Source organism: Marinobacter sp. VGCF2001 (assembly GCF_049943275.1).
Taxonomy (GTDB): Bacteria; Pseudomonadota; Gammaproteobacteria; order Pseudomonadales; family Oleiphilaceae; genus Marinobacter.
The window spans coordinates 224,877-240,172 of sequence record NZ_JBNFVX010000003.1; the positions used below are offsets into that span (position 1 = coordinate 224,877).

Annotated in this window: 15 protein-coding genes; 3 read left to right on the forward strand and 12 right to left on the reverse strand. The window is 59.3% G+C overall.

The window, feature by feature from the left end; translation table 11 throughout:
* Nucleotides 1–50 precede the first annotated feature (50 nt).
* Nucleotides 51–266 (reverse strand): 30S ribosomal protein S21, encoded by a 216-nt coding sequence (gene rpsU / locus ACP2AU_RS06400; protein WP_007153483.1) that lies wholly within the window; start codon nt 264–266, stop codon nt 51–53.
* 233 nt (nt 267–499) lie between these two features.
* Here rpsU and tsaD point away from each other — a divergent pair, with 233 nt between their 5' ends.
* Nucleotides 500–1,555, forward strand: coding sequence for a tRNA (adenosine(37)-N6)-threonylcarbamoyltransferase complex transferase subunit TsaD (gene tsaD / locus ACP2AU_RS06405; protein WP_426375279.1), 1,056 nt, complete (start codon nt 500–502; stop codon nt 1,553–1,555).
* 12 nt (nt 1,556–1,567) lie between these two features.
* On the opposite strand, the gene plsY is transcribed toward tsaD, so the two are convergent.
* The gene (gene plsY, locus ACP2AU_RS06410; protein WP_426375280.1) at nt 1,568–2,161 is read right to left on the reverse strand and encodes a glycerol-3-phosphate 1-O-acyltransferase PlsY; all 594 of its coding nucleotides are present in this window, start codon (nt 2,159–2,161) and stop codon (nt 1,568–1,570) included.
* 144 nt (nt 2,162–2,305) lie between these two features.
* Here plsY and folB point away from each other — a divergent pair, with 144 nt between their 5' ends.
* Both folB and folK (ACP2AU_RS06420) read left to right on the forward strand, forming a co-directional pair.
* Nucleotides 2,306–2,677, forward strand: a complete 372-nt coding sequence (gene folB, locus ACP2AU_RS06415) for a dihydroneopterin aldolase (RefSeq protein ID WP_426375281.1) — start codon at nt 2,306–2,308, stop codon at nt 2,675–2,677.
* Nucleotides 2,674–3,198, forward strand: coding sequence for a 2-amino-4-hydroxy-6-hydroxymethyldihydropteridine diphosphokinase (folK, locus tag ACP2AU_RS06420; RefSeq protein WP_426375282.1), 525 nt, complete (start codon nt 2,674–2,676; stop codon nt 3,196–3,198). Before folB ends, folK (ACP2AU_RS06420) begins: the two co-directional genes overlap by 4 nt.
* Here the strand turns inward: folK (ACP2AU_RS06420) and pgi are convergent.
* The 10 genes from pgi to dksA all read right to left on the reverse strand — a co-directional run bounded on the left by pgi (nt 3,172) and on the right by dksA (nt 15,151).
* Nucleotides 3,172–4,830, reverse strand: a complete 1,659-nt coding sequence (gene pgi / locus ACP2AU_RS06425) for a glucose-6-phosphate isomerase (protein WP_426375283.1) — start codon at nt 4,828–4,830, stop codon at nt 3,172–3,174. The two genes, folK (ACP2AU_RS06420) and pgi, sit on opposite strands and share 27 nt — an antisense overlap.
* Before the next feature lie 46 nt (nt 4,831–4,876).
* Nucleotides 4,877–5,725: a pantoate--beta-alanine ligase gene (gene panC, locus ACP2AU_RS06430; RefSeq protein WP_426375284.1), complete on the reverse strand. Its 849-nt coding sequence runs from the start codon at nt 5,723–5,725 to the stop codon at nt 4,877–4,879.
* Nucleotides 5,722–6,516 carry a 3-methyl-2-oxobutanoate hydroxymethyltransferase gene (gene panB, locus ACP2AU_RS06435; RefSeq protein WP_426375285.1) on the reverse strand — a complete coding sequence of 265 codons (795 nt, stop codon included), beginning with the start codon at nt 6,514–6,516 and terminating at the stop codon, nt 5,722–5,724. The genes panC and panB overlap by 4 nt, the downstream gene beginning before the upstream one ends.
* 112 nt (nt 6,517–6,628) lie before the next feature.
* Complete coding sequence (gene folK / locus ACP2AU_RS06440; RefSeq protein WP_426375286.1) at nt 6,629–7,132, reverse strand: 2-amino-4-hydroxy-6-hydroxymethyldihydropteridine diphosphokinase; 504 nt, start codon at nt 7,130–7,132, stop codon at nt 6,629–6,631.
* Entirely contained in the window at nt 7,129–8,496 is a 1,368-nt protein-coding gene (pcnB, locus tag ACP2AU_RS06445; protein ID WP_426375287.1) for a polynucleotide adenylyltransferase PcnB, read from the reverse strand. The genes folK (ACP2AU_RS06440) and pcnB overlap by 4 nt, the downstream gene beginning before the upstream one ends.
* Nucleotides 8,497–9,208: 712 nt before the next feature.
* Nucleotides 9,209–10,603, reverse strand: coding sequence for a sigma-54-dependent transcriptional regulator (locus ACP2AU_RS06450; RefSeq protein WP_426375288.1), 1,395 nt, complete (start codon nt 10,601–10,603; stop codon nt 9,209–9,211).
* A gap of 7 nt (nt 10,604–10,610) precedes the next feature.
* On the reverse strand, nt 10,611–13,574 hold the full coding sequence (locus ACP2AU_RS06455; RefSeq protein WP_426375289.1) for an ATP-binding protein: 2,964 nt from the start codon (nt 13,572–13,574) through the stop codon (nt 10,611–10,613).
* The gene (locus ACP2AU_RS06460) at nt 13,564–13,740 is read right to left on the reverse strand and encodes a hypothetical protein (RefSeq protein WP_426375290.1); all 177 of its coding nucleotides are present in this window, start codon (nt 13,738–13,740) and stop codon (nt 13,564–13,566) included. Before ACP2AU_RS06460 ends, ACP2AU_RS06455 begins: the two co-directional genes overlap by 11 nt.
* Before the next feature lie 4 nt (nt 13,741–13,744).
* A complete protein-coding gene (gene gluQRS / locus ACP2AU_RS06465; RefSeq protein ID WP_426375291.1) occupies nt 13,745–14,665 on the reverse strand; it encodes a tRNA glutamyl-Q(34) synthetase GluQRS in 921 nt (306 codons plus the stop codon).
* 45 nt (nt 14,666–14,710) lie between these two features.
* Nucleotides 14,711–15,151 (reverse strand): RNA polymerase-binding protein DksA, encoded by a 441-nt coding sequence (dksA, locus tag ACP2AU_RS06470; RefSeq protein WP_426375292.1) that lies wholly within the window; start codon nt 15,149–15,151, stop codon nt 14,711–14,713.
* Nucleotides 15,152–15,296: the final 145 nt, after the last annotated feature.

The window sequence follows — 15,296 nt, forward strand, 5'->3', positions numbered from 1 at the left end:
GGCGAAACGCCGTTCCGGCAATCAGTTGTGCAGTCGATGCGCGCCTGAACTCAGTACAGACGCTCGAACTTGCGCTGTTCCCGCTGAAGCTTCTTGAGATGACGCTTAACGGCAGCGGCTGCTTTACGCTTGCGAACAGCGGTTGGCTTCTCGTAGTGCTCACGACGACGTACTTCAGACAGTACACCGGCCTTCTCGCAGGAACGCTTGAAGCGACGCAGTGCTACGTCAAACGGTTCATTCTCTTTCACTTTAACAGCTGGCATTCGAAAATCACCTACCTGATAGATTCGGTTTCAATGTGTTCCGCGGGGCGTTGCCGCGCGGGCTCGATCCCTGGTCAGATTGGCTAAAACTCGACCAGTGCTAATTTAGGGCGGCAATGATAGCCGTTGGGCTGGCCGAGGTCAATCACTGTTCAACGAAACTGACGGAAGCTTTCGGGTTTCTGCTAAAATGCGCGAACGACAATCGAACTCCCTCAAGTGTAGCGCCCATTATGCTGATTCTAGGTATTGAAACCTCCTGTGACGAGACCGGCGTGGCCCTGTTTGATGATGAACAGGGGCTGCTGGCTCACGCTCTCTTCAGCCAGATTGATATGCACGCGGATTATGGTGGTGTGGTGCCAGAGCTGGCTTCCCGGGACCATGTGCGTAAATTATTGCCGCTCTGTGATCAGGTGCTGGCGCAGGCAGGTAAAGTCCGCTCCGATATTGAGGGGATCGCCTATACGGCCGGCCCCGGGCTGGTTGGCGCGTTGATGGTCGGGGGCTCGGTTGCTCACGCGCTGGGATTTGCCCTCGGGGTGCCGGTACTGGGGGTTCATCACATGGAGGGGCACTTGTTGGCGCCCATGTTGGAGGACAATCCTCCGGCTTTTCCTTTTGTCGCTCTTCTGGTGTCGGGGGGGCACACGCAGCTGGTGCGCGTCGATGGCATTGGCGAGTATCAGATGTTGGGGGAATCGGTGGATGATGCAGCCGGAGAGGCCTTCGACAAAGCCGCCAAGATGCTCGGCTTGGATTATCCCGGGGGGCCGCGGGTGGCAGCACTTGCCGAAAAGGGGAGGGAGGGGCAGTACCGTTTTCCCCGCCCGATGACCGACCGGCCGGGGCTGGACTTCTCTTTCAGTGGCCTGAAGACCTACACCCTTAACACCGTTAATGAGGCGGCAGACAGAGGGGCTCTGGACGAGCAGGTCAAAGCGGATATTGCGCTGGCTTTTGAGGCGGCTGTCGTGGATACCCTGATGATCAAATGCCGCCGGGCGCTGGAGCAAACCGGCTGCAAACGACTGGTGATTGCCGGCGGTGTCAGTGCCAACAAACGGTTGCGGGCGGCACTGGAAGCGATGACGAAGAAGCTGCACGGCAGCGTGTTCTACGCTCGCCCTGAGTTCTGCACCGACAATGGCGCTATGATTGCTTACGCCGGTGCGCAGCGCCTGAAGGCCGGGCAGCGGGACGGTGGGCGCATTGTGGCTATTCCCCGGTGGCCGATGAATACGCTGCCGCCGGTGGCGGAACCTCGTCACAACGGCCTTGTGGACTAGCCGGGCGGGAACTTAGAGCCCGGTTTCGCGCCCCTGGGCCAGGCGGATCAGGTTGTTGCGGTGGCGAACAACGATCAGCAGGGCCAGCAGGCCGAACAGGGGCAGGGTTTCCGGTTCCATTAATGCACTGATGACCGGGCCGCTGGTAATGGCCACGAGGGAGGCCAGGGCGGATATGCGCGAGCGCCACACCACGGCCAGCCATATACCCGCCATGATCGCCGTGGTCGCCGGAGCCAGGGCAAGGCCCGCGCCCAGTGCGGTAGCCACCCCTTTGCCGCCTTTGAAGCGATAGAACGCGGGAATCATGTGCCCGGTCACTGCGCACAGGGCAATGATAGCCTGCATCAGAATGGACATTCCCAGAGTGTGCGCCAGCCACACCGGCAGCCAGCCTTTAAAGGCATCCAGGACCAGCGTGGCGAGAGCCGGTTGCCAGCCTCCGGCCCGGTAAACGTTTGTGGCACCGGGATTTCCCGACCCGAGCGCGCGGGGGTCGGGCAGTTGCCACAACCGGCAAACCGGCAGTGCGAACAGTACCGAGCCGGCCAGGTAGGCGCCAAAACACAGAATAACGATCAAAAGCGGCTGACTGCTTGCGTCCATGGTGTAACCAGTGTGCAGAGACTGAGCCCTGCGTTCTGTGAGAAAATGCCGCCCCTGATTTTGGGGTAGGCGGATCTTCAGCCACAGTATCGTCTGCCTGTGTGTTATTCAATCAGCCTTCAGTGGAAGGCGCGGGAGACCGGTTTGACAAACGGCAATGGGGATACGGTCCTGATCGAGGGGCTGGCGGTAGACACCGTCATAGGGGTATACGACTGGGAGCGGGAGATCACGCAGCGAGTGTTGATTGATCTCGAGCTGGCCTGGGACAACTCGGTTCCGGGCGCCAGTGACGAGGTTGCTGATGCCCTGGATTATGCCGCGGTAAGTGAAAGTGTCAGTCAGTGCTTGCAAACGCTTCAGCCGGCATTGCTGGAGCGGGCGGCAGAAGAGATTGCCAGATTGCTGCAAACCCGGTTTGGCGTGCGCTGGCTCCGGTTGACGCTGAACAAGCCGGGTGCCGTACCGGCGGCCCGCTCGGTGGGTGTGCGAATAGAGAGGGGAGAGCGGTCATGAGGCGGGTTTATATCAGTATTGGCAGTAACATTGAGCGTTATCGCCACGTGACAGCGGCGCTGGACGCGTTGGCCGAATGGTTTGGAGAGCTGCAGATTTCACCGGTTTACGAGAGCGAATCTGTGGGTTTTGACGGTTCGGATTTTTTGAATCTGGTGGTAGGGGTTGATACCGATGAGCCGGTCGGCACCTTGTCCCGGTACTTCAAAAAGCTGGAGGCGGAAAATGGGCGCAAGGCAACAGCGCCCAAATTCAGCCCGCGGACTCTGGACCTGGATATTCTGACCTGGGGGGATGCGACCGGTACGATCGACGGAGTGGAACTGCCCAGGGCGGAAATACTGAAAAATGCGTTTGTCCTGCGTCCTCTGGCCGATATTGCCCCCGGCGAGATGCATCCGGTGTGTGGCGAGACCTACGGGCGGCTTTGGCAAACCTACCAGCGCGACCAGAAACTCTGGCCGGTGGACTTCAGCTGGCAGGGCCGCCGGATATCACAGGCCGGACCGGCTCCTGAATAACCGGATCAGATTTTCGGTGGCGGCATCGCCGGCGCTGCCGCCGTTTTCACCCAGTAACATGGGCAGGATTTCGTTGCCGATCTGCTTGCCCAGTTCCACGCCCCATTGATCGAAGCAGTCGATATCCCAGATGACGCTCTGCACGAACGTGCGGTGTTCGTAAAGGGCAATCAGCGCGCCGAGGGTTTCCGGGCTCAGCTGATCCATCAGCAGAATGTTGCAGGGGCGGTTGCCGGGTATGGCTTTATGCGGAGCCAGTTTCCGGGCGGTTGTTTTGTCGGCACCGCTGGCCAGCAGTTCCTCTTCAGCCTCTGTCTCGGTTTTACCGGCCATCATGGCGCGTGCCTGAGACAGGCAATTGGCAAACAGCGTTGCGTGGTGGCGGGCAACCGGATTGTGGCTGCGCAGAGGAATAATGAAGTCGGCAGGAATCAGTCGTGTGCCCTGGTGAATCAATTGGTGGTAAGCGTGCTGGCCGTTGGCGCCGACGCCACCCCAGATGACCGGGCCGGTATGATAATCCACTCCGGTGCCGCCCTGGGTGACCCGCTTGCCATTGCTTTCCATATCCAGTTGCTGAAGGTGTTCCGGCAGATACTTCAGGTATTCGTCGTAGGGCAGAACCGCATGGCTTTCGGCGCCCCAGAAATTGTTGTACCAGATACTCAGCATCGCCATGACCACCGGCAGGTTTTCCCGGTCGGGCGCCTCCCTGAAGTGCTTGTCCATGGCCCGTGCGCCGGACAGCAATGCCTTGAAGGACTTCATGCCCAGTGTCAGGGCAACCGGCAGACCGATGGCAGACCAGAGCGAGTAGCGCCCGCCAACCCAGTCCCACATGGGAAAAGTGTGGTCGGCTTTGATGCCGAACCTGAGCGCCTCATCAACGTTGGCGGTTACTGCGATAAAATGTTGGGCTACCGCCTTTTCTGTTCCGCCATGGTCGAGAAACCACTGGCGGGCGAGCAGGCTGTTTTCCAGTGTTTCCTGGGTGCGGAAGGATTTCGATTGCACCAGAAACAGGGTCGTTTCCGGATTGAGCATCGCCAGGGTCTCGGTCACGTCAGTGCCGTCTATGTTGGCGATAAAGTGACAATCGAGAGAGCCTTGCCAGTAGGGGCGCAAAGCTTCGACAGCCAGCTTGGGCCCGAGAAATGACCCCCCGATACCGATACTGACGACATCGGTAAACCGGGCTCCGGTGTGGCCGGTGCGGTTGCCCGCGTGGATGCTTTGCACCAGAGCTTCCATCCGCTCCAGTGTGTGATGGATTTCTGGAATAATATTTTGGCCGTCTACCCGAACCTCTGCCTGCGCGCACTCGCGCAAGGCTGTGTGCAGCGCTGGACGCTGCTCCGTCACGTTCGCCTGCCCGCCGGTGAACAGCGCCGCCCGCCGCTCCCTGAGGCCGCAGGCACGGGCCAGATTCAGGAGTTGTTCCAGGCAGTCGTCGGTCAGCCGATTGCGGGAGAAATCCAGCGAAAGCCCGGCGCCCTCTATCTGGTAGCGCCGGGCCCTGTCCGGATCCTGCTGAAACATTGCCCGCATGGGCTGTTGCTCCAGGCGGGTTTTCATTTTCTGCAGCGTTTGCCATTCCGGGCGGTTGGTTAGTGCAGCGCGGGTTTCAGGCATCAGTGGTCCATTCCGTTGTCTGGGGGCAAGGCTCCATGTTCTCGTCTTACCGTCTGATCGAGAGATTGTCGATCAGGCGTGTGGTGCCAAGAAAGGCCGCTACCAGCAAGGTCAGTTCTTTATCGGTCGCGCTGGCGGGCTTCAGGGTCTGGCTGTTGACGATGTTGAAGTAGTCCGGGCGCAGGCCAGCCTCGCTTAGTGCGTCCCGGGCTTCCTGTTCGAGGGTGCTGAAGTCCGCACGGCCCTGGATCAGCTGGTCGGCGGTGTGGCGCAGGGTCCGGAATACCAGCGGGGCGATGGCCCTCTCCTGTTCGGACAGATACCCGTTGCGGGAACTCTTGGCCAGGCCATCGTCCTCCCGGACGGTGGGGGCGCCGACCACTTCAACGGGAATCATCAGGTCTTTGGCAAGTTTGCGGATAACCGCCAGTTGTTGGAAATCCTTTTCACCGAATACGGCAATGTCGGGCTGAACCATGTTGAAAAGCATGGTGACTACCGTGGCCACGCCCTCGAAATGGCCCGGGCGACTGGCGCCACAGTGGCCCTCGCTGACTTCGGGAACCACCACTTTGGTCTGGTTTGCCAGCCCTTCCGGGTAGAGTTCCTCGACACCCGGGGCGAAGACCAGCGTGTTGCCTGCGGCAGCGAGTTTGTTCTGGTCTTCGGTCAGGGTGCGCGGGTAGGAATCCAGATCTTCGTTGGCGCCAAACTGCATCGGGTTTACGAAAATGCTCGTCACCACAATATCAGACGCTTCGGACGCTTTGCGCACCAGGGAAATGTGGCCCTCGTGGAGATTGCCCATGGTGGGTACCAGAGCAATGGTTTTTCCCTGCTGCCGGTATGCCCGCAAAATGGTGCGCAGTTCTTTCAGTGAGTTTACGGTTCTCATGCCTTGAACGTATGCTCCTCGGCTGGGAAGGTTCGGTCTTTCACGGCCTGGGCGTAGGCGGAAATGGCGGCCGGGATGGAGTCGGCTTCCGCCAGGAAGTTTTTCACGAAACGGGGTTTGCGCCCCGGAGTGACACCCAGCATATCGTGCAGAACCAGCACCTGTCCGTCGGTGTCGGAGCCTGCGCCAATGCCGATGACCGGAGCCTTCACTGCCTGGGTAATACGGGCAGCCAGAGGGGCAGGCACACACTCCAGCAGAATAATGTCGGCACCAGCGGCTTCCAGTTCGCAGGCATGCTCAATCATGGCTTCCGCCGCCCGTTCGTCGCGCCCCTGGACTTTGTAGCCGCCAAACTTGTTGACAAACTGAGGGGTCAGCCCGAGATGGGCGCAAACGGGCACCCCGCGCTCACTCAGCGCTTCGATGGTGTCTCTCATCCAGTCCGTGCCCTCCAGTTTGACCATGTGGGCCCCGGCGCGCATCAGTTCTGCGGCATTATCGAGTGCGTCGGCAACGGTGCCGTAAGACATGAACGGCATATCAGCCATGACCAGCGCGCCCTGGTTGCCCCGGGCGACACAGCTGGTGTGATACACCATTTGCTCCATCGTCACCGGGAGCGTGCTGTCGTGACCTTGTAACACCATGCCAAGAGAGTCACCGATCAGGATGACATCAACGCCGGCTTCGCTGACAACCTGCGCAAAGGTGGCATCGTAAGAAGTCAGTGCAGAGAAGGCTTCGCCTTTTTGCTTGTATTCCCGCAGGGTATTGATGGTAACTGCCATAAAATCCTTGCCTTTTGGGTGGATGGGCCAGTTTGGGGCCGGGATCAGCCGGTACGACTCAAGACGCTAATGTAAATCCAGGCAATATCAGACACAAGAGTAGCATGGTCTGTCACCCCAGGGGGCGGGCCACGGGCGGTAGCTTGCGCAAATTGTTGTCGGGGCAGAGTCTGCGCAACTCAGCCACGGATCTGCCGTCGGGGAGGGTGAGCCCGGGAGACAGGTCGAGCAGAGGTTGCAGTACAAAATCCCGGTTTGGCAGCTCTGCATGAGGCACCTTAAGGCGCAAATCGGCAATGGTTGTCTCGCCGAACAGCAGTAAATCGAGATCCAGGGTGCGAGGACCCCAGTGCTGCAGTCGCTCACGGCCGTGGGCCTGCTCGATCGCTTGCAGGCCGTCCAGGAGCTCATGCGGTGAGAGACTGGTATGCAAATGGACCGCGCCATTGACGAAGTCCGGCTGATCCTGTGGGCCAACCGGGCGGCTGGCATAGAACGGTGATTGCGCGACCAGAGTTGTGCCCGGCAGTCCGGCGAGTTCCGATACGGCCCGCGCAAGCTGCGCAGCCGGCTCCGCCAGGTTACTACCCAGCCCGATGTAGGCGCTCACCGTCATGACTGGGGCGGCTTCCTGGTGGGCTTGCGGTTGCGACGCCGTTTTTTAGGCCCATTGGCACCCAGTTCGGAGAGCATCTTCTCCTGCTTTCGTTCGTCCGCTTGCTGAAAGTCTGTCCACCACTGGCCAAGACCCGGTTCGATTTCGCCGGCGGCTTCCCGCACCAGCAGAAAGTCGTAAGCGGCACGGAAGCGCGGATGGCTCATGGTGCCAAATGCTCGCTTACCCTGGCGGCGGGGCAGGCGCATCTGCAGTTCCCAGATTTCTTTCATCGGGCCTGAGAAGCGTTTGGGAATAGCGGTCGCCTGTACCTGACGGCCGATGACCTTGCCAATGGCACTGTGCAGAGCCGGCTGAACCGGATCACCATTATCCTGCCGGCGACGCCACTCTACCTGCAGAGCCGGCCAGAGCATGGCGGCAAACAGAAAATACGGAGTGACCGATTTGCCCTGGGCAATTCTGGCGTCGGTATTGCGCAGGGCCTTGAGAATCAGTTCATCGGGTTCGCCGGCCTCCAGCGCCCGGGCCGTTTCCGGGAAGAGCGGCGCCAGCAGGTCGTAATCCTGGAGCAGGTTGTAGGTTGCCTCGCCATGCCCGGCGGAGAACAGTTTGAGCACCTCATCAAACAGTCTGGCCGGGGGGATGTTGGCCAGTAGTGGTGCCAGTTCGCGAATGGGCGCCTCGGTCTCCGGCTCGATGTCGAAGTCCAGCTTGGCCGCGAAGCGTATGGCTCGCAGCATACGGACCGGATCTTCCCGATAGCGCGTTTCCGGATCACCGATCAGGCGAATCTGCTGATTGTTGAGATCCTGAACGCCATTGGCGAAATCGATGATGGCAAAATCACGGATGCAGTAATACAGGGCGTTGATGGTGAAGTCACGCCGCAGCGCATCCTCTTCCTGATTGCCGTACACATTGTCCCGGAGCAACTGGCCATGTTCGCTGGTCTTGTGCTCATCATCGGCAAGGTCGTCGTTGGTGTCCCGGGCATTGCCCCGGAAGGTGGTCACCTCAATGATCTCCCGCCCGAAAACCACATGCACGATCCGGAATCGGCGACCGATCAGCCGTGAGTTGCGGAACAGGTCATGAACTTCTTCCGGGGTGGCGTTGGTGGCGATATCGAAGTCTTTGGGTTTTCCTCCGAGCAGAATATCGCGAACGCCGCCGCCAACCAGGTAGGCATCGTAGCCGGATTTGTTCAGTCTGTGCAGAACTTTTTTGGCCGGCTCGCTGATCATAGAGCGAGAGACGTTGTGCTGATCCCGTGGGATCTCTTGCCGCTGATAGTGGCGGGCTTTCTTCTTTCCGTTGCCGGGAATGAAGGAGCGAAGTTTTTCAACAAGTCGTTTAGGCATGGAATTCCGTGCTTGCAGTGCGCAAAAACCGCGATTTTAACGGTTTGCGCAGCAATTGCACATCTTTGGGGGGAAAGCCGGCAAATAAAACCTCTCGACAGCCATTTTTGCGGCTTCGGGGCAAATTTTGGTGGCCCGGAAAATCAAAAGGCGGATCCGAGTTAACGAATCCGCCCTGAAAGCGTTGACGATCTGCATTGTTCTTGTTGTTGCCGGGATTCTTTTTGATTTTTCTACCCCACTGTATCGCCTCAACCGGAGGCTTGAAGTCACACAAACGGAAAGCTTTGAATACACAGAGCGGCCAGTAACACGTTGCGGGCATTCAAGTATTTGCAGTGTCGCCTGAAAGACGATTCTTCTCTACATCTACAACTCGCACGTGTCGTGGGACCCCTAAAAAGCATAGTACCCAAAACACTCAGTTCGCTTGCACCCTGTTATTGTTTTTGTTGCCAGGCGCTCGTGCAGCTATTTGTTCTTGTTTTGGCGCTGCGTTGTCACTTTTGTTTTTGTTGTTGTGCCCCTAAGTGATTGCAGTGCTCGTGCCAGTTTTAGAAAACTCTTTATTTACAGTAGGTTAATGAAAGGCCGGTAATAAGTGTTACCCCGTATCTCCGGAAAGTGTTACCCGGGCGTCGGGCTTTTTGAGGCAAGTGTTACCTTCCGGAACAGGAGGTAACAGTTGAGCCGGGGTTCAGTTCTTTGGTGGTCAGGATTTCTTGCGGGGAATGCCCAATCGCTGGCGGCGCTCCCAAAGAGATTTACGGCTGATGCCCAGCTTCTGTGCCAGTTCGGTCTCGCTCATGCGGTCCTGGTTCTCCAGCACGAAATGCTGGAAGTAATCTTCCAGTGATAAGTCGTTGGTCGAGTCGGCATCACGGGTTTGGGTCTGTTCATGATTGCCTTCCACCAGGGTTTCCGGGATGTAATCGTCGTCGGCTTCGCTGTCGAGATCCAGAACTGTGGGGGTAATGACGTCGCCGTCGGCCAGTATGGAAGCGCGTTCAATGGCGTTTTCCAGCTCCCTGACGTTACCCGGCCACCGGTAGCGCTCCAGTGCCTGCATGGCTTCCGGGCTGAGCGATAGTTCCGCGCGGCCCAGTTTGCCTGCCTGGCGCTTGAGAAAGCGGCTGGCCAGCCCGAGGATGTCTGCGCGGCGTTCTCTGAGTGGTGGAATGCGGATTTGCATCACGTTCAACCGGTAATAGAGATCTTCGCGAAAGTCGCCGGTTCGGGTCATGGCTTTCAGGTTTCGGTGGGTTGCGGCGATCATTCGAACATCCACCGTCTGGCTCTGGGTCGAACCCACTCTGCGAATTTCGTTTTCCTGGAGCACCCGCAGAAGGCGGGCCTGGGCTTCGGCGGGCAGCTCGCCAATCTCGTCCAGAAACAGGCTGCCGCCGTCTGCTGCTTCGATCAGGCCGGTCCGGGCGGAGACCGCCCCGGTGAAGGCTCCCTTCTCGTGACCGAAGAGCTCGGATTCGATCAGGCTTTCCGGAATGGCGGCGCAGTTTACGGAAATCAGGGGTTTGCTGGCCCGGGGGCTGAGCAGATGCAATGCCCGCGCGGCCAGTTCCTTACCGGTGCCGGATTCACCCTGAATCAGCACGGTGGTTCCTGTGGGCGCCACTTTCCGGATCAGGGTGAAAACCTTTTGCATGGCCTCGGCCTGGCCAAACATGATTTCCGCGGGATCCGAATCGGTTTTGGGGCTGCCAGCGACGTTGCCGGTCTCGGCGGGCGCCTGCGACACGGCGGTTTTTCGGGCGAGTATGCTTTCCACAGCGGCGAGCATTTCGTCGTGGTCGAAGGGCTTGGCGATGTAGTCCACCGCTCCCATCTTCATGGAATCCACCGCTGAACGCAGGCTCGCATAGCTGGTCATGATCAGCACCGGGGTGTTGGGGGCCCGGTTTATCATTTCGGTTCCGGCAGCGCCTGGCAGCCTCAGATCGGTGATCACCAGGTCGAAGCTGTCGAGGTCATGGGTTTCTGCTTCTTCAACCGAGACCGCGTCTGCCACCTCATAGCCGGCGTGCTGGAGCAGTTTACGGACTGCCGAGCGGATAATATCTTCGTCTTCAACAATCAGAATACGGGACATAGGGGGGTCACGACCTTTCGTTCGGGCTAGTGTTGCCGTTGTCGGATTCCGGCTCGTACGCGGGCAGGCGGAGTCTGACACGGGTGCCGCGCGCCGTCTCTGGGCTGGCGGGGCTCTCAACCTGAACGTTGCCGTAATGCTCCTCAATGATACTGTACACCAGAGATAGCCCCAGGCCGGTTCCTTTGTTGGGCGCTTTAGTGGTGTAAAACGGCTCAAAAATGTGGTCGAGCTGGTCCGCCGGTATGCCGGAGCCCTCGTCGGTGATTTCGATGATAGCGGAGTAGCCATCCGCCTTTCCACTGACGGTTACGGTCGTGTCGTCCGGAGAGGCGTCCCGGGCGTTGGCCAGCAGGTTGATAAACACTTGTACCAACCGCTGCTCGTCGCCCAACACCTGAAGCCCGGTGGGACACTCATTCACGAACCGGATGCCCAGCCCCTTGTCACTGAGTGACAGCAGATTGATAGACTCTTCCACGCAGCGGTGCAGGCTGACCGGCTCATAGCGGTTGGCGTGAGCGTGATTGCCGGTTCGGGCGAAATTCATCAGCGACTGCAGGATGGTGGAAATTCGGCGCGTTTGTTGCTGGATCTGATCGGCCGTTTCAAGGATGGCGGGATCATCGGTTTCCAGCCGCAGATTCTGGGCCAGTGAGGAAATACCGGTGACGGGATTGCCGATCTCGTGGGCGACCCCGGCCGCGAGCCGGCCTACCGAGGCCAGGCGCTCGCTGTGCATCAGTTCGTCTTCAAGCAGGCGGGTTTCGGTCTGGTCCTCCACGAGAATGATCGAGCCACCTTCGGGATGATCCGGGCCACTCAGCGCAGCCTTGTGCAGATTCAGCCAGTGGGGTTTTCCGCGCAGATCCAGCCGGTGCTTGTAGCGATGCAGATCGTCGCCGTGATTGAAGTCTTCCAGTAGCGCGTGCCAGTGTTCCGGTAGCGCCAGCAGTTTGGCCCCGACGACTTCCTCCGCGGAGATGTTGGTCAGGCTTTCGATAGCATGGTTCCACATCAGAATTTCCCCGTCGTCACCCACAGAGCAGGCGGGGATGGGAAGGTTCTGCAGGGTTTGACGGTAATGTCGGCGCAGATTGTCCAGCTCACCGGCCAGCCCGGTCAGCTGATTCTGGTAATCGCCGAGGGCGCGTTCGACATAGCGGATATCCTGCCCGGTGCCGCTGTGGGTCAGCGGCTTGAAACCGAGGTGCCGTTTGACGATATCGCGTGCGACCGAAGGCCCCAGCAGGCCAGACAGATTCACTTCTACCTGATCGCGTAATCGTCGTAACTGGTAGGGGCGAAACTCCACAGGCGGCAGCTTCAGTTGGTTCAGGGCGCGGCCCACTTCACGGCGGGCAACCCGCACTCCCAGCGGCTCAGCAAGTTGCTGTATGAATTCATTGGAGGAGGCTGCCAGCAGTTCGCGCCGGTGCGGCCTGGACAGCGCCCCAAGGGAGCAGGCCTGAGCGGCGCTGGTTTCCTCGGGAGACGCCGGGCTGAGAATGGAGATCAGGGCAAATACACTGATATTCGTGGTCAGGCTGATAAAGGTAAACAGGTGCCAGTTTTCGTAACCGGGGGTTACCGGCAGTTTCAGCCAGGAAAGCACGTCGGCTGCCACCGAGAACGGCAACACCATGGTGACCAGCCAGATCAGCAAGCCGGTGAACAGGCCCGCTATTAAACCCCGGCGATTGCCCTCGGGCCAATAAATAACCCCCAGCGCGCCCGGTAACAGCTGCAGAGTGCCGGAGAGGGAGATGGCTCCCAGAATAGACAGGTCCAGGTGCTGGCCAATGGTTTCGTGAAACAGCAAGGCCAGAAACAGGATGACGGCAATCAGCAGGCGTTTGACCCACTGCAGCCATCGGTAGATATCGCCTTGATCCCTCGGAGTTTTCAGTGGCAGCACCACATGGTTCAGCACCATGCCCGAGAGGGCCAGGGTGCTGACAATCATCAGGCCGCTGGCGGCAGACAGCCCGGCAATGTACATGAGCAGGGTGAGTGCCGGGCTGTCCAGGGCCTGAGCAACCCCGATGCTGAAGAACGCCGGCGGCGTCTCCACCGAGAGCGCCTGGCCGCCCCAGACGATCAGGGGCACGGGCAGGCCAATCAGCAGCAGGTACAATGGCAGGCCCCAGCTTGCCTTGGCAAGGGCTCGGGGCGAAGGGTTCTCGCTGAACGTCATGTGGTACATGTGGGGCAATACCAGTGCTGCCGCGAACGACATCAGCAGCAATGCCCGCCAGCTACCATCGTTGATTGCCAGCACCATGGCGGCCTCGGGATGGGCCGCCTCAGCCAGCCATGTTTCCAGCCCTCCGGTGCCGCCGAAGACGCTGAACAGAATGACGCCGCCCAGAACCAGCAGGGCCACCACTTTCACCAGCGAGTCGAAGGCGATGGCCAGTACCAGGCCCTGATGGTTGCCGGACGTCTGATGGCGGCGGGCGCCGAACAACATGGTGAACAGCACCACAATCAGGCTGAACATGACGCTGATTAATTTCGGCGGCGCATCGGGAGCCAGCAGGCTGGCCGATACCGACACCGCCTGTATCTGCATACTTAGCAGCGCCAGAATCGCGGCAGCGGAGCAGAGGGTTACCAGTGTGCCTGCCCACTGGCTGCGATACCGGTAGGCAAAGAGGTCTGCCAATGAAGTCAGTTGGTAAGCCCGGGCAATGCGCAAGATCGGATTGAGCAGAACCGGGGCGAGAAGGAACGCGCCGCTGATGCCGAGGTAATAGGCAAGAAACCCGTATCCGGATTCCGCCGCCATACCGATGGCGCCATAAACGGCCCAGATACCGGCATAAACGCCGAGGCTCAGAGTGTAGATCAGTGGATGCCGAACCCAGCGGCGCAGCAGCGTGCCCCGCTCGGTGCCCCAGGCAATGCCAAACAGAACCACCAGGTACAGAAGGCTGGCCACGAACAGGCCAGAGGCATTAAAACTCATTGGGGTCCCGCCGCCATTCCAGCCAGAAACCAATGGCAATCAATCCGCCCCAGATCACGTATGGGCTGTACCAGGCATTTTCTGCCGATGTCCACCAGTCGAGGATGTTAGGCGAAAAAATGTACAGGGCCAGTACCAGCAGAAAGACCAGGCGGTAGATATACATCGGGTTATTGGTCCGAAGGTGAAAGTGTCCCGCCGGTTATACCATGGGCCTGCCTGGATGTCAGGGGAAGGGCCGATCGTTGCCAGTGGGCCTGAGCCCAGTGAAGGACATCCTCGACGACGGAGGCGTGGGCCAGTGATGGCTCCGGTTGCTGGCCGAGAGCCTGCAGGGCGCGCACCAGGTTACCGATGGGCCGGGTATCATCAAGGGCCGGCGCATGGCTCTGTTTGCTGAGTTTCTGGCCTTGTGCGTTGACGATAACCGGGATGTGCAGCCATTGCGGCGGCTCGGCCCCGAGCGCCCGGAATATTTGCTGTTGCTGGGCCGTCATGTCGAGCAGGTCGGACCCCCGGACCACGTGGGTGACCCCCTGGTCCATGTCATCCACAACCACCGCCAGCTGATACGCATAAAAGCCTTCTTTGCGAAGAATTACCGGGTCATCCAGCTCCGCCCGAACGGTTTGGCATTGCGGGCCAAGCAATAGATCCTGCCATTGGGCGGATTCGTCGTCGAGGGCAAAGCGAATGGCATGAGGACCTTTGTCGGGTGGGATTGGCTGTTGTCGGCAGTGGTTGGGATGATAGCCGTGATTGGCCCGGAGTTGCTTGCGGGAGCATCGGCAGCGATAGGCTTTGTTTGCGTTGAGCAGTGATTCGATTGCCTGTTGATAGGCGTCATGGCGCCGGGATTGAAATCGCACAGGTTCGTCCGGGAACAGACCGTGGCATTCGAGGGAATGGAGAATCTGCCCGGTGGCTTCCGGCGGTTCCCGGAGCGGGTCCAGATCTTCAAGCCGCACCAGCCAGTCACCATGGGCGGCTTTCGCTTCCAGCCAGCTCGCCAGAGCCGAAACCAGGGAGCCAAAGTGCAGGGGGCCGGTTGGAGAGGGGGCAAAGCGCCCGCGGTAACGTGGAGTTGCCATAGGCGTTAGCGGGCTGGCAGTGAGAACCGCCAGCCCTCTGGGGCGTCAGATGCCAGTCTGGCGTTCGCGTATTTCGGCCAGGGTCTTGCAGTCGATGCACAGAGTTGCGGTCGGACGGGCTTCAAGCCGGCGAATGCCGATTTCCACGCCGCACTGGTCGCAGAACCCGTAGTCGTCTTTGTCGATGCGATCGATGGTCTGATCAATCTTTTTGATCAGCTTGCGTTCGCGATCGCGAGTGCGCAGTTCCAGGCTGAACTCTTCTTCCTGGGTTGCGCGATCGCTGGGATCCGCGTAATTTGCCGCGTCTTCCTGCATATGGTGCATGGTGCGGTCGACTTCTTCCATCAGCTCCTGCTTCCATTGCAGCAGCAGATCTTTGAAGTGCTGGAGCATTTCAGCACTCATGTACTCTTCACCCTTTTTCATTTCATAAGGGGTGAAGTTGGTAAAACGTTCGCGTGACTGTTCAGCAGTATGTGGCATTGAACCCGGCCTCTTGTTTGTACTTCACAAGAACGCTTTGCTTCCTCCGCGCCGGTGTGACTGCGCGGTTTTACCCTGGATAGCATTCGTCCTGAAACGGGAATTTGCGGAAAATAGCAGATAAGTCACAGGGGTGCCAGCCTTG